The sequence below is a fragment of the Bacillus cereus group sp. N11 genome (genome assembly GCF_016483605.1).
In the GTDB taxonomy this organism is placed as follows: Bacteria; Bacillota; Bacilli; order Bacillales; family Bacillaceae_G; genus Bacillus_A; species Bacillus_A toyonensis.
Genome location: NZ_JAEHBN010000036.1, coordinates 1 through 15,272, shown reverse-complemented (window position 1 = coordinate 15,272; position 15,272 = coordinate 1). Strand labels below are relative to the sequence as shown.

Sequence of the window (15,272 nt, the reverse complement as noted above, 5' to 3'; positions counted from 1 at the left end):
GTCTCGTGGGCTCGGAGATGTGTATAAGAGACAGCTGTATAAGAACTTTAATAAATTCTATTTCTTATTTTAAATATAAATCATATTCTGATATGATATATACATATCTAAAATACTAGTAAACAATAGTTAAGGAGGTATCCTTTCATGACACAGGATTTATTATTTATTACAAAACCTACTGTAACGACAAAAGAGGCAGCAGACTTATTAGGAGTAACCGTACAGACAATATTAAAGAAAGAAAAAGATGGATTAATAGAATGTGTATATAAAAATAACTGGAAACAATTTGGCAGTAAGATTTTCTATTTGGAGGATATTGAACGCTTAAAAAATAAAGATGTAGTTAAAGGCCTTAGCACAAAAGAAGTGGCTGAAATTCTTAATGTAGCACCATCTACTATCTTTACATACATCAAATCTGGAAAATTACCTGCGACAATGGTAGAAAGACGAGGAAAACAAGTATATCTTATCGATGAAGAAGAGCTAGAGATTTTTATGCTTGATTATGAAAAAGCTAAAACAAAGGAGCGAAAAACATTCATCACTAAGATTCAAGATGAAGATATATATCTATATCAATTATTAAGACATCTACATACCGGAAAAACAGCTAGGGTAATAGAGATCAATGGAGCAGATGGAAAAATTCTTACAGAGGATGAAGAAATTTTCCCACTATCCACTTATAAGGAACATGATTATTCCTTTGAACCTCTTCAGAAACAAGCGGTAATTACAAAACGTGGGTATTTATCTTTTTCATTTAAAAAGCCTCAATTATATAATTCCATTACTTATAATCTAATTAACTTATTTTATAAAGAACTTGGTGTCACAAATATGCGATTGACTATTACATCAGATACTATCAAATTAGAAATTAAACCTTTCGTATTACAAGTAGAGCCATTACAATTTCAAGAAGAGATTAAATACTTACATTCTCATATGATATCCGGCACGATACTTCCACATGTAGAAGGGATTTACTTTAAAAGTAATGTAGAGCCATTAACTTTTCATGCTAATCATGAATTTAAACAAAAAATAGTTCAAATGGCCGCGGATGCTGGTATGGGACAGGAAGAATTCTTATTGCAAGCTGTAAAATCTTATATAAGAGATTTAGAACAACGATAAATATTTATTAAGGAGAAAAAGCGTAGGAATTGAATCTTTCTATGATTTTTAAAGTATTCAATTTAAATACTCATTTCCAATTAATGAGTACCTAAAAACTATATACGGAATTGGATACCGCTGGGCACATGAAGAGAAAGATGTAAAATATCACCAAACAAACAACAAGGGTAGTAGGTTCTTATGAAGCGTATTTCAGTTAAATTTTGATTTTATTTTTTTATCTGCACCTTTCTAATTGAAAGCATATTATTTCTTTTATTGCATTACTGCTTAGTCGATACAAGAGTTCAAGAAGAATTGAAATCGCTCCTTGCCAGAGAAAATAGTCACCGTGATGTTTTATAATCCAACGATATCCCATGTAGCTCTCATGAAATCTGAAGCTGAAACAAGAGTTGTAATCACTTCTAAAACTGGTGAAATACTTGCAAAATCAAGTGATGTGGATGCTTCCATGGAAAAACATCTATATACAAAAACGTCTGATGTTAATACAAACGGGAGTGTTGTAGAGGACCGTTGGAAAACATCTAATTCTATTTATACCATTAGTCCCATTCAAATCGGAAATGAAATTAAAGGCTATGTATATATGTTTTTAGGTACAGATTCCATTAAGCAAATGATTCAATACTTAACTTACCAATTTATATTTGTTGGATCTATTACTTTCATTCATTTTATCGTTATAAAACGTTATATATTTTTTAAAGAAAAGACACCCTAAGGTGCCTTTCTCCGACTTAAACCACTTAATAACTACCAAGTGTTAACTGATAACAAGATCGAATTAGTATGTACTTCAAAAAACTGCATGTAAATTGTTGATAATTCCTTACAATTTACATGCAGCTCATTAATTAATAAATCTTAAAGCTCATTCCCTAACCCGGACGATATAATACTTCTTTTTGATAACATATTAAGGAAATAACGTTACATACATTATTACTTTCACTATTTTAAAACGGTTAATCAAAAGTTCTCTTAAGTAATTTACTAATATCATTAGCCACTTGCAGCAGCATCTTTTATTGCTATACTAGACCAATCTAGTTTCAAATACCTATAACCAAAAGCAACAAATAGTCCCGCAATATAAATATAAAACCCTACCCAAGGACCGTAAATCCCAAAATCTAATAAAAAGGTAAATATAAAAGATAATGGTATAAACACGAACCACCCTAAAATCAAAGCGACTTTCATTGTATAATAATTATCTCCAATTCCTCTTAGTCCCCCAGCCAAAATTAACTGAAGTCCGTCAAAAATTACAAACAATGAAGCAAACCGTAATATCTCAACAGTTAAGGACAGTACCATTTCTTCTGTAGTAAATAATTTTGCGATATATTCCGCACCTAAAAAATAAATAATTGTAAAAGGAACTATAAAATATGTCCCTATTTTTACAACATCAATACCGATTTTTTTTGCAATCAATGGGCTTCCTTTTCCAATCTGTTGACCTATCAATATAGTTGCTGTTACTCCAAATCCTATTCCAGGTAAGTATGCAAGTGATATTACATTCAACACAATCTCCGTGGCAGCCAATTCAATATCACCAACTCTAGAAATGAACACAGTAAAGAGAAGCATCGCCCCACTCATTCCAAGTTCTTCTAGACCGATTTTTAAACCTTCGAAATTTACTAATTTGAATTTCGTCTCTTTAAAACTTATTAATTTCTTTGTAGCATACCAATTATTTTCTTTTAAATAACATACTAGTAAACAAGTAACCTGAACAATTTCTGAAACAATGAATGCCCAACCTGCCCCTAGCACACCTAATTTAGGGAAAAATAAATAGCCATTTACTAGTAACAATGCTATTAAAACATTTAAAGTATTACCCAGCATAGAAAAATACATTGGAGTTTTTGTATTTCCAATACCTCTAAAAAATCCATTTAATACTACACGAAACATATTTATAGAAAATGCGATTATTCTTAATCCTAAATATCCTATCCCTATCATTGCAATACTAGATGAAACTCCCATCACTTCAAAGATCCATTTAGGCGCAAAGAATGCAAATAGTATAAAGAATGGAAGCAGAGCAATAACAGAATAGATTCCAGTATAAGTATATATACTACATTTTTTAAATTCTCTAGCTCCATAAGATTGGGATACTAAGAAATTTACAGCAAAACCAATACCACTAAATAGAGCAAACAAATTTAATATAATTACATTTGTAATGCCTACTGCAGCAATAGCTTCATAGCCTAAATGACCAATAATTATAAGGTTTATTACCCCCATAAAGTTAGTTGAACTCATTTCGATTATGGTAGGAATTGTCATCTTTAAAATTTTCTTATTTTTACTCATTTTCAACTCCTATAAAAAAGACATGTCACTGCTGCACCATTTCCCAAATTTACTACATCGCTTTGTTCACATGGTAAACCTCTTAACATTGCTCCTGCAAATTCTCCATTGATAACATAAAGCCCCCAACATAAAATAGCTTTCTTTAATTCGATTGATTTATTTATCAAAAAAGGAATCTCCTCTTCAATTGGATATACTCTCTCTTGAACAATATATACGGCATCAGTTTTTAATAAATTCGAAATTTTGTTTTCCCAATCATTTTCATTAAACTTCCACCCTAATAGTACCTCATTTCCCCCATATCCAATTGTAGGTTTAATAACAAGGTTATCTTTGTTTTTTATGATATAATCAATTCCATTAGTATCCAAATTATTATCTGGAATTATAATGTCTTTTAAAAATCGCGTCCATGGGATACACCTTTCTATTAAATTCAACTCTTTTTTTGTAAATAAATGTTTATACTTTGGATCTGAAAGAAATGCAAAATTCCCTTTATTACTATAAAGCTCTGTATGAAATCCTGTTAATAGTTCCAAATTCCCTGCCTGATAAGCTTGAACGATTGGTTTTACTTCTTCAGGATTATGAAGAGCATCATCACACAAAAATACTCGATATACAATATCAACTGTATGATTTCCTACTACTAGCATATCATTATTACATTCTACATCTTTTTGAGAACATATCACTGCCTTATATCCAGCTTCTATTAACCTTAATTTAATATAATTTAAAGTCCCATAATAACTATCCAAATATTCATCCCAATCCATAACAGCAATTGTTATTTCACTATTTTCTTTTCCAATTTTTATAGCTAAATCCTGGATACTCTTTATTAGTTTATCCATTGGATCAATATAATTCCATCTTTCAGATCCTGTTAATGATTTGTAAAACCCATAAGATGTCATCATTTTATTTAAATGACCTATATCTATTCCCCCGACACTACTATCCACATTTAATTCTAAAAATTTATGTCCAATTTTAGTGAAATATAAATCACTACGGGCTATTAAATTATCATTCTGATATGTCGACATCATTAATTCATATTGTTTCTCTGAAAACCCTAAAGCTGTGCACATATTTAAAATATTCCCCTTAAATATACGTTCGGGTAAAGATACAATAATATCTAACAATGATTTAGTATCTTCACCAATAAGGTTTAATTGTAATTCATCTAAAATTCCCGGTTTTGGAATGATTTCTGTTTCCTTATCCAAATAATACTGGAGGATTCGGTCTTCAACCATTTTATTTTGTAACTTATTAAATGAATCAACTGCCAGTTGAGGCATATCTAAAACCTTTAAGTTGAAATCATCAATAAGTGCCCTCATATACTCGCTACCTCTTCTTTTATAGCTTTTAATGCTATTACAGGCTGCTCGTATCCACCTTGTCCCAAATTTATAACAGCTTTATCTGAAATACGCGATACAATCCCAGCATATTTACCTCCAAACATAAATATATCAATGCCAAACTTTTTATTTTCTTTTATAATATTTTCGCCTTTACATTCCAATATCTGCACACTTGGAATTTCATTATACTCTTGGACTATCCAGTTTTCATTTTTATTATCATTTATAATTTTGGACCATGTCTCATGATTTGTATATTTACCTAAAAATACGTTTTCTCCACGTGTAGAATTGTCTACTTTTAAAACAAAAAGATCTTTATTTTCAATAATATATTGAATTAAATTTACTTCTTCTCCTTTGAAACTGGTAATAGTTTCTTCTAATTTCCTTGTCCATAAAATATGCTTATTAACCATTTCAATTTGTTCTTTAGATAGATATTTTTCTTGGAATTTTGAATCTGTAAGTAACGCTAAAGTCATTTTACTCTCTCCAATAAACATAGAAGAATACGAGTTAACGTTACAGACTAATCCTCGTTCACATGCTTCAATTACATCCTTCATATCTTCATTTCCCAACTCTAATTGGTCAACTTTATTATAAATAATATCAATTGGTTGTTGATTAAATATTAATTGTTTTCCTTGTGAGTCTAATTTTAAATCTCTCAAATCACAAATAATAATTTTGTAACCCATTTCACACCCATATTTTTGAATGTGCTCTAATTCATATGAGTATTTTTCAGCATAATTCACAAGCGCAATTTGAGGATTTTCCTCATTACCTCCCATTTCTCTATAAGCACTGACTAGTTCATTAAGGAATCCATTAGGTGTATCACACAGAAATTGCTTCTTTTCATAAGAATTAGTGATTTCTTTAATTATAGGTAAATCAAGCCATTTCTCTTTCAATTTTCCCAATACAACAACGCCTCCAGGACAACAAGCATTCGGTTCCACTACTTTAAATTCATATCCACCATTCCATATGCAGTCAAACCTTGAAATGCGTATCTTTCTCTCATAACCTGGATTGATATTAATTAGCTTTTCATATTTACTATAATATGAAAAGTATTCCCTAATCTCTGTATCTTTCTCGTAAGCATCTAATACTATTTCTAGAGAATCAGATAATATTTCAGAAGCCCTCTTAAAATAATCGTTTTCTTCATCTGTAATTGCTAAAGGTTGCACAGAAAAAGGGAGTGCCTTTCCTTTAAAAACCAAACCCTCATTCTGAATTATTTGATCTACTTTCCTTAATGTTTCTTTTAAACCCACTTCATTTTTTGTTGCTAAAGAATGAAATTCTGATTCAAGTTTTTTAAATAACATATAAAACTCCTCCTTTTATTTTCTTTTATCAATTACACGAACTACTTTTCCTGAACTTTCTGAAATTTTCATTTTTTCTCGTCCTACTAAGCTAACTTCCAATGGCTCAATAACTTGTAATTGAATCATTTGTTTTAATTTAGGTGTAAAGTTTAATATTCGATTTTTAATTATACTTATCAAATGTTCTTCAATTTTCTCATCCAGATTTTTCCCTGAAACTTCAAAGGACACTTGAATCTTATCTCTATTTTGATGTTTAGTTATTAACAATTGAAATTCCCCAGTTAACTCTTCTAAATGACTACATGCTTGGGCGAATATTTGTGGAAATATTTGTTCCCCACCTAATTTAATTATCTCTCCTTTTCTCCCCACTAATTTAATTTTAGGATTTGTTCTACCACATGGACATAAAGTATCTATTTTCATTGCTAAATCGTTAGTTTGGTATCTAATAATTGGCATTAATTTTCTTTTTAAATTCGTAATAACAAGTTCACCAATATTACCATCTTGTGTAGGTTGACCTTTTTCATTTAAAACTTCAGTATATTGTAGCTGATCATGTATATGATACATACCTGGCTCACAGTAATCACACTGAAAACCTATAGTACCAACATCCATGCTTTGAAATACAGATTTAAAACTTTTTACTCCTAATATGGACTCTAAATAATTCTTTGTAGAAGAATACATTTTTTCGCCACCATAAACAATCTGATTTATTGAAAGAGTTTTGTTTGACTTCTCTATATATTGCGCTAACGGTATTACATCAGATGGCATAACTAATAGCGTTGTAACATTAAACATTTTTATATAATTAAACAGTCTTTCGAGGTCTGAGCTAATACCAATGGGAACAATTTTACATCCCGTTCTTTCAAGTCCTAGGTAAACAGTAAATTCAGATGTTAAAAATCCAGGCACTCCAAATGTAGCAACTGCATCATTTTCATTAATCCCAGCCATTGCATAACCTTTTCCATGAAAGAAAATATTCTCTTTCAATTCATCTGAGGTCAAATAAATAATTTTAGGTTCTCCAGTTGTCCCTCCACTTGTAAATACATACGAATTCCGGGGTGAACCTGTCAGCATATGTATGGGAGGTGTCGTTTTAATAATATCCTTAGAACTTATCATAGGAATTTTTTGGAACTCCTCCAAACTATTAAGATTGACTTTCACTTCTTTATAAAATGTTTTATAAAATGATGAATATTCCTTAGCTAAAGATAAAACTTCATTAATTCTTTCTAGTTGCCATTTTTGTTTTTCTAAAATTGGGATAAAATCAGTCGTTTCCTCTAACTTTGAAAATATTAAAGTATTAATTAAAGATCCTCTCCTTTTTATTTAATTAAACTTTGCAATACATATAGTATTTTTTATCACATCCAACTCCATAATTACTAAATTATGTAATAAATGTTACAACCCAAAGTTTATACACAGGAATTATTTTTTGGAATGCAAAAAATACTACAAATTATTACATTTTTCGATAATTGTGTATTTTTTAGCATTTTTTTATTTATTTATTAGTAAATCCAAGCTATTTTTCATATTTCTTCAAATTCTATTTTGAAATAAATGTATATTTTATACATAACTGAAAAATCGGAATTTTATTGATAAATCCAACTCTAATTTAATATCATTTATAAATATATATAGATTTAAAGTTATTATATTTGTTATTTTAATCATTTTTATACACCAAGGAACAATCTACATTTCATAAAGCCCTCACCCTCTTTAACATGCAATCCAGTGAAATAACTCGTTTTAGATACGTAGAATTATGGTTTAACCAGTAATCAATGATCAGGTGTACTTACCCTAGGTATACCTGAGTCTATTTGTTCCCCAACTCGAAAGAGATAAATAGTTTTGTTCCTATTCATGAAATAGTACGATGAATGCTATTATTTCATAAATTGTCAACAAGCGTTATGTATGTACGAGAAAAAGGAAGGAGCCAAATAAGCACCTTCCTTTTTCAATCAATTAACTAAATTACTCTCCGGTAAAAATTTAAATAGTGATGCTGATTTATAGGCGTCTGATTACGCATTAAACATGCTAGCTGTGTAAACGAAAGATATTAGTAGACGGGTTTACCGTATGAAAAATATTGACTGGAATTTTGTTACTCCCCATCCGTTAATACAAGTAGAAAATCGAACCATCAACTAGCTTTCGAAGGTGACGTTCCTTTAATAAAGGATAATCATAAAATAGAGTTACATCATTTAACGCAAAAAAACTGGTTCAATGGTCGAAATACTAGCTAATAAAAATGATGAATTTAATAAAGCACTGCATTGTTAAGTGAAATCAGGGAAAAGTTTTAGAAATAACAAAGATATATATAAACAGTATAAAAATTTTAGGAATAACTATTGGAAAATGAAAGCGCAAGAACAATTAGAAGGAAAATAAAAAGATGAAAAAAGTGATGCACTCATAATGCATCACTTTTTTAGATAAATACGGGAAGTAGCTCTTACGATTCAAAGATTCATTTTCCTGTCTTCTACCCTTCCCACTTCAAACAATCTGTAAGGGCGTTAAGTGGTGAGTAGTTCAAACCTAAACTAATCATTATAAATGATAGATTCTTCTTCCTGATTACTGGTAATGCAGACGCGATAGATAAAACCAATGCAGTACCCAGTATAAGAAACAGTGCTCCAAAATAAAATACAAAGTATAAAATAACATCGATTAAAGGTTCCATAATAGCCCTGCCCTCCGAGGGATTCATTCTACAGAATACACTTATGTTATATAGAAAGTCAGGATACTGAACTTAGTTATCCACATCTTCAACCTCATTTACATCTCTTTAGGAGATTTTCAATCCCCTCTACTACTGATTTCATATTAGTGTAATGAACTTCATTATTTTATTTTTTTACATACTCTTTTTATACGAAATTACTTATGTTTCTTCGCTTTTTCAACGCTATCTCTTTCATCGGCTATTCGTAAAGAATCACCTGTGAAAGACTTTACTGTGAAGGGTAGATTCTTTTCATAATCGTTCTCTTCGTTTTTCTTACCGTTTTCAATAAACTCTTTTAATGATAAGGTAATTTGTTTTTTGTCTCCATCGTATGACCAATTTCCTGTTGCATAGTTTTTCTTTTGTTGTTCTTTGTCTTGACTTTCATACATGGTCATCGTTCCGTCTTTTTGGAAGTCTATACTAAAAGTTACCTTTTCAAATTTATAAAAGTCCCATACTCCTACTAACTCCTTGCCGCTTGAAGAAAGTTCAATTATTCCATCTTTAGGATCAGGCACAGAATCATCATCAATATAGGTTTTATTGACAGAATCCTTCATATCCTTCTTCATCTTATCAAGTGCTTTTTGCCTTGCATCAGGGTATTTCTCGTCTATCTCCTCAAACAGCCCTAACCACATATAAATCCCTTCTTCTATACTTTTCGTACCATTTTCTACGATTTCTTTCATTTTAGATGTACTGTACGTACCGTCTTCATACTTTTTAACCGCATCTTCTACTTTCTGTAAGTTTCCTTTAATATCCTTTGTCCCTCTTAGGATCGCATGCTCATAGTAGTCTTTAAAATGGGAAGGTGGAGTTAGGCTTGCAAATTTGTTTACATCATTCTTTGTTGTATCTATTTGGTCTAATACACGAGTTATATGAACTTTATCACCTGTAAATAATAAATTGTTTCTCTTCTCTAGTTCCTTCGCTTCATATTGAATGTTTACAAATTGTTCGTATAAACGATACGGATACTCTTTTTCTGAAACTTTTACCATCTTTATATCTGCATTATCTACTTCGTCTGAAGGAAACCCCTCTACATCGTTATCGTATCCTGACTTGTTTGTTTCTGGTTTACTTTCTCTACTATATGACTCAGTTTTCACTTCAGCCTTCTTTTCAGATTTATTCTTCTCATCTTTTTCAGTTTTAATTGTAGCTAATGCACCTCTTAATTGTCTTTCAATCTCTTCATCACTATAGTGCAAACGCTTCATGTCTTCTACCATTTTATCTGCTTTAAATTCTTTATCTACCAGTTTGTACTCTGACTGTGTAAGTCCATATGTTTCTGTTGTGCAACCCGCTAGCAAGAAACTTACACTGAGCCCTGTTAATGCGATACCTTTGAGTGATCTGTTCATATTCTTTTGCCCCTTATCTTTTCGTACTTCTTATCTCCATCCATAGATAGTCCATTATTAACGTTTTCACGATATGTATTGTCTGCTATTACTGTTTTGCTTTCCTTACTACCTATTTCAGCCTGATTTATCTCATTTACCGTATCAGTATTAGGCATTAATACGTAATATCATTACAAAAAAGGACATACCTATGCATATAACCGTTAACCAGATATATCCCTTTATTATTTTATAGTGAAATAAATAATGGGTCAAAGAAATTTTGCGAAAATTATACAAAAAAGGCATAATTTATTGCTTACCAGCAATAAATTATCTGGGTAAAGAAGAAATATTAGAGAATATCACATTGTTGTAGTCTGTAGTATTTTTGAATAGTATTTTAATGACTATGCAGTACGGAGTGATTCAAAAAGGACCTTTTACGGAAAGATAAGAGGTTATCAAGAAGATAAAAAGGTTATCAAAGGCTGCACAAAACTCTCAGCGGATGATAACCTTTTGAAATATTGTATCAATGATTTAGATAGCTACTTACAAATATATCATTGAGCCACTCCAAATACATTGATTTCAGCCGCACTTGTCCATGGATTATTGTTTACCTCGCTTAATGCTCGTAGTCTAATATAACGACCTGTCTTGTTTGCAAAGCTAACTTCTTTCAAGCTAGTATTATTTGCAAAAGCACCTATGGATACAGCTGTCCCCCAGTTTATCCCATCACTACTGACGTAAAACTCATAGTCCTTAATCGTTCCATTTATTTGGCCGTCTTGCCTTGGCAAGTAGCTGAATTTGGAGAGGTTATAGGTTGCACCTAAATCAATTTGAATCTCATGCGGCATTGGAGCTACGGGGCTCCAGTTTGTATGCCAAAATGTGTCTTTGTTTCCATCAAAGGCATACGTACCTAAATTGTACCAATTATAGCTATCTACATATTTTAGTGTCCAGTTTGTTTGCGGAATTAAACTAGCTTCTTTTGTTGTGACTGCAACATTCATAGCAGAATTACTTGTACTTGTAGTTGTAATGGTTACTCCTGATTTTTCTCCCGTGTAGGTATTACTATTCGGATTGGTGTCTGGACCAAAGGTAGCAGCATGATTTTGATTCGTGTAATAGAACGGGTCTTGGTATTCACTGATGGATTGCTCTATATCAATGAAAGGATGAGGATCACTGGAATTATTATTCATGGATTCATCAATATGCCAAACCGCAATACCACCAGAATTTGTTGGTAAGCTCGCATCATATCCAACCTTTGCGCGATTCTCAACTAAAAAATACGTATTATCCTTTAAAGGAATCTTTAACACATTATAGTTATTTTGGATCGCATTTAGAGTGAAATTGTTAGTGGTATTTACTACATTTGGTGTTACAAATCCTAATTTTACTTTTGACCAAGCATCCATATGACCGGGTGTAGCTCCATAATCTTCTCCTTGAAGACTATTCCAAGATCCGTTACCCATTATACTTAGACTACCCACATGATTATTATCACCATATAGATCTGGCAGGCCAAAGGAATGACCTAATTCATGAGCAGGGATACCAATCGTTGCCATATGACCATATTGTTTTTCACCCTGCGCCGTATACATGCCTGATACAGTAACACCATCGTGATTTGTATTGGAAGCATACGACTGATGTGCCCAAATATAAGGAAGTGGAGCACCAGGAGCAGCCTGTTCATTTCCAGCAAGAAAACTTACAATGTAGAAGCCATCTTTAGAGTCAATGACTTGATCATTATTAGTATCAAAACTAGCAAAATTCACTTGAGAATCAGCTTTAGCCAATGCATCTGTTATAACCGTACTCATGCTTTTTCCTGATGTACTCGGATGAGCATAGTCTAATTTTATTTTAACTACCCCATCATTTTGCGTACCATACGCTTCGGAAGCTGGAGTGATCTGTACTTTTCCATTACTTACTTCATTATAGTAATTCTTTACTGACTTTTGATTTGTAGAAAAGAATTTGTTACTCCAATCGTTATCGCTATATGCAATATCAACATCTGTAAACCCAATCAACAAAACAAGTAATTTTTTGGTCCCTATAACTGGAGTGACAGTTCCATCAATATTTTTTGGTGATTCTTTTTGTAATGTATTCATGTGCTCCTGTTTTTTCTTTGCTTGAGGGTTGTATTTCGTTATCCATTTGTTCAAATTGTTCTCATTTACCGCCATTGAAGGCTTCTTATCAATTTTATATTTTTTCCCCGTCGATTTTAGTTCATCTGATGTAAGCTCCGCGTAATTCCAATACCCCTTCTGATCTTGTAAAATCACGTCGCCATCCTTTGTACTTACCCAATGGAACCATTCATCTCCATGTAACGTGCCCTCAAAAGATTCGCCTGAAGGCTGCTTCATTTTGACAATTCCATCGTGTGCTGGTGCGGCAAAAGCATTCGTTTGAACATACAAAACACAAATTAAAGAAAAAACGGACATGAACAGGAATTTAAAAATTCTTTGCATAAACTTTCCCCCTTTTTCAATGGTATGTGGCATATTCTGTTGATAGCCAGACTAGATTCATACATGGAATAAATCGAGAGATACATCTGAATAAGACTAACAGAATACCTTTAATTATAATTACAATAAATTGAAAAAATGTTATTTTTTTAATTTGATTAATACTTTCTCAATATTAGTCAAAAAAACAGAATTGATGAAAGTTACATGTGGAGTTCCGGAAAAAATTATACTTTTTTAGAATGTATATAATGCCACACCACATGTTGAATAACCCAAATTACATAAAGCAGCCCAGTCTTGTGTACCATGCTTATTTTTAGGTTTTATAAATCCCGGCTCTTTTGCAAGTTGTAGAAGAATATGTAGAGATTCACCGAAGAAGTGAAATTCATCTCGAATCGATAAATACATAGAAAAACGCCATCCTTTCCTATAATTCTGTAGAAAGAATAGCGTATTTTTCATTTAAAAGGTACTATTTGAACTACCCCACTTTCACTTCGTTTAGAAGTGGGGATTCCTAAGTAAAGAGTTCTATCGAACTCTAATTTATTAGGCTAACCCCGCAGTCCTTGCGGTTAGAAGCCTTATAGCTTCATTCTTTAGATTGATACTTGCGTTAATATCCCTATCATGGTGTGTAAGGCAAGAAGGGCAGTCCCATTTACGTAGGTTTAGATTTTTAACGTCTTTGTTTTGATATCTACAACAAGAACATAATTGGCTTGAAGCAAATGTTTTCGATACGACAATGACTTGTTTGCCGTACCATTTTGCCTTATATTCCAACATAGTTCGAAACTGAGACCATGATACCTCACTAATTGCTTTTGCTAACTTATGATTCTTTAACATATTCGATACTTGCAAATCCTCTATACCGATAACATCGTGGTTTTTGATGATTTCAGTCGAGATTTTGTCCAAGTAATCTTTTCTAGCATTCTTCATGTATTCATGAATTCTAGCTACTTTTATTCGTTGTTTATTCCATCGAGAAGATCCTTTCATTCTTCTAGAAAGAATACGCTGTGCTTTTGCCAACTTCTCTTCTAATGATCGAAAAAAATTCGGATTTTTATAGGTTGTTCCATCTGACAAAATGGCGAAATCTTTTAGTCCTACATCTATTCCAATGTAAGAATTTGTTTTCGGAAGTTCTTGCACTTCTGTTTCAACTAACAATGACACAAAGTATCTGCCAGAAGGGTTCTGTCTAACTGTAGCATTTAAAATACGTCCTGTTACTTCACGACTTTTGGCAAATCGAACAAGACCTAATTTTGGCAATTTTATTTTGTTTCCTACAACGGCAATGTTTTCATTTGTTTGTTTTGTGGTATAAGATTGTACGTTGTTCTTCTTAGATTTGAAACGCGGGGCATTGTTTTGTTTTTTGAAAAGGCGTGTATAAGCATCCGCAAGGTTGCGAACAGACGACTGAATCGCAATACTATCCACTTCTTTTAGCCAAACAAACTCTTTCTTCATGGCAGGAAGTTTGGCAGAGCATGTACCATATGTCAAACCTTTTCCTGTTTCTTTGTATGCATTATTCCATAGAGATAGGAAATGATTGAATACAAAACGAGAACAGCCAATCGTTTTATTGATTAGAGTCGCTTGTGCTTTATTTGGATAGATACGAAATTTATATGCTTTATTGATCATCATTCATTTCACCTCCATTTCGATATGTATCTATTATATAACAAACATACATTCGATAGGTAGTGAAGTAACAATTTATGTATGTCGAATAATTAAGATGGCTCCCTGCCATCCCTTGTCTGAAGCCAATTCATCTCCCACCTACTCACTTAGCGTTCCTTGAGGAAGGAGTCTTCTTGGCTAAAATGATAAAGAGACTTCACCCTTTCAACTTACAATGTACTTCAACGACTACTAGCTACTTCCTAAACGTTGTTCCTCATTTACTAATCTGTTTATGCTTTTTTTAAATTTGCAAAAGGACCAACAATATGTTCATATTACTTATTAACCATTATTGGCTGGATTCTCTCCTGAATTCCCATCATTACTTGGTTGCATTGGCGTTCCATGGCCATCCCCATTGTTTGGCAGTGTTGTATTTCCTTGGTCACTACCATTGTTTGGCGGCTTTGTATTTCCTTCGCCACTACCATTGTTTGGTGGCTTAGTATTTCCTTCGCCACTGCCATTGTTTGGTGACCTTGTATTTCCTTCGCCACTACCATTGTTTGGTGGCCTTGTATTTCCTTCGCCACTACCATTGTTTGGTGGACTTTTCTTTTGGTCTACTATTAGCTTTTTTTCATGCGTTTTCTTTGGCTGTTATTTTAGATTGTATT

The 15,272-nt window shown here is 32.2% G+C and carries 11 protein-coding genes; 2 read left to right on the top strand and 9 right to left on the bottom strand.

Annotation, left to right across the window (positions count from 1 at the left end; all coding sequences use genetic code 11):
* The first annotated feature begins 147 nt into the window (after positions 1-147).
* Both JDS98_RS29310 and JDS98_RS29305 read left to right on the top strand, forming a co-directional pair.
* Entirely contained in the window at positions 148-1,149 is a 1,002-nt protein-coding gene (locus JDS98_RS29310; protein WP_098710991.1) for a helix-turn-helix domain-containing protein, read from the top strand.
* Positions 1,150-1,606: 457 nt separating this feature from the next.
* Positions 1,607-1,879 (top strand): hypothetical protein, encoded by a 273-nt coding sequence (locus JDS98_RS29305; RefSeq protein ID WP_223268725.1) that lies wholly within the window; start codon positions 1,607-1,609, stop codon positions 1,877-1,879.
* A 281-nt stretch (positions 1,880-2,160) separates the two neighbouring features.
* Here the strand turns inward: JDS98_RS29305 and JDS98_RS29300 are convergent, their stop codons facing one another.
* The 9 genes from JDS98_RS29300 to tnpB all read right to left on the bottom strand — a co-directional run bounded on the left by JDS98_RS29300 (position 2,161) and on the right by tnpB (position 14,613).
* Entirely contained in the window at positions 2,161-3,501 is a 1,341-nt protein-coding gene (locus JDS98_RS29300; protein WP_098710990.1) for an MATE family efflux transporter, read from the bottom strand.
* A gap of 2 nt (positions 3,502-3,503) precedes the next feature.
* Positions 3,504-4,865, bottom strand: coding sequence for a hypothetical protein (locus tag JDS98_RS29295; RefSeq protein ID WP_199634616.1), 1,362 nt, complete (start codon positions 4,863-4,865; stop codon positions 3,504-3,506).
* A complete protein-coding gene (locus tag JDS98_RS29290) occupies positions 4,862-6,241 on the bottom strand; it encodes an ATP-grasp domain-containing protein (protein WP_098710988.1) in 1,380 nt (459 codons plus the stop codon). Before JDS98_RS29290 ends, JDS98_RS29295 begins: the two co-directional genes overlap by 4 nt.
* 15 nt (positions 6,242-6,256) lie before the next feature.
* Positions 6,257-7,393: a phenylacetate--CoA ligase family protein gene (locus tag JDS98_RS29285; RefSeq protein ID WP_098710987.1), complete on the bottom strand. Its 1,137-nt coding sequence runs from the start codon at positions 7,391-7,393 to the stop codon at positions 6,257-6,259.
* A gap of 1,396 nt (positions 7,394-8,789) precedes the next feature.
* Entirely contained in the window at positions 8,790-8,993 is a 204-nt protein-coding gene (locus tag JDS98_RS29280) for a hypothetical protein (RefSeq protein WP_098710986.1), read from the bottom strand.
* 200 nt (positions 8,994-9,193) lie between these two features.
* Positions 9,194-10,423, bottom strand: coding sequence for a DUF3994 domain-containing protein (locus JDS98_RS29275; protein WP_199634615.1), 1,230 nt, complete (start codon positions 10,421-10,423; stop codon positions 9,194-9,196).
* Between the two features lie 548 nt (positions 10,424-10,971).
* Positions 10,972-12,936 (bottom strand): M6 family metalloprotease domain-containing protein, encoded by a 1,965-nt coding sequence (locus JDS98_RS29270; RefSeq protein WP_098710984.1) that lies wholly within the window; start codon positions 12,934-12,936, stop codon positions 10,972-10,974.
* A 237-nt stretch (positions 12,937-13,173) separates the two neighbouring features.
* Positions 13,174-13,350, bottom strand: coding sequence for a hypothetical protein (locus JDS98_RS29265; protein ID WP_176549980.1), 177 nt, complete (start codon positions 13,348-13,350; stop codon positions 13,174-13,176).
* A gap of 141 nt (positions 13,351-13,491) precedes the next feature.
* Positions 13,492-14,613 (bottom strand): IS200/IS605 family element RNA-guided endonuclease TnpB, encoded by a 1,122-nt coding sequence (gene tnpB, locus JDS98_RS29260; RefSeq protein WP_199634614.1) that lies wholly within the window; start codon positions 14,611-14,613, stop codon positions 13,492-13,494.
* Positions 14,614-15,272: the final 659 nt, after the last annotated feature.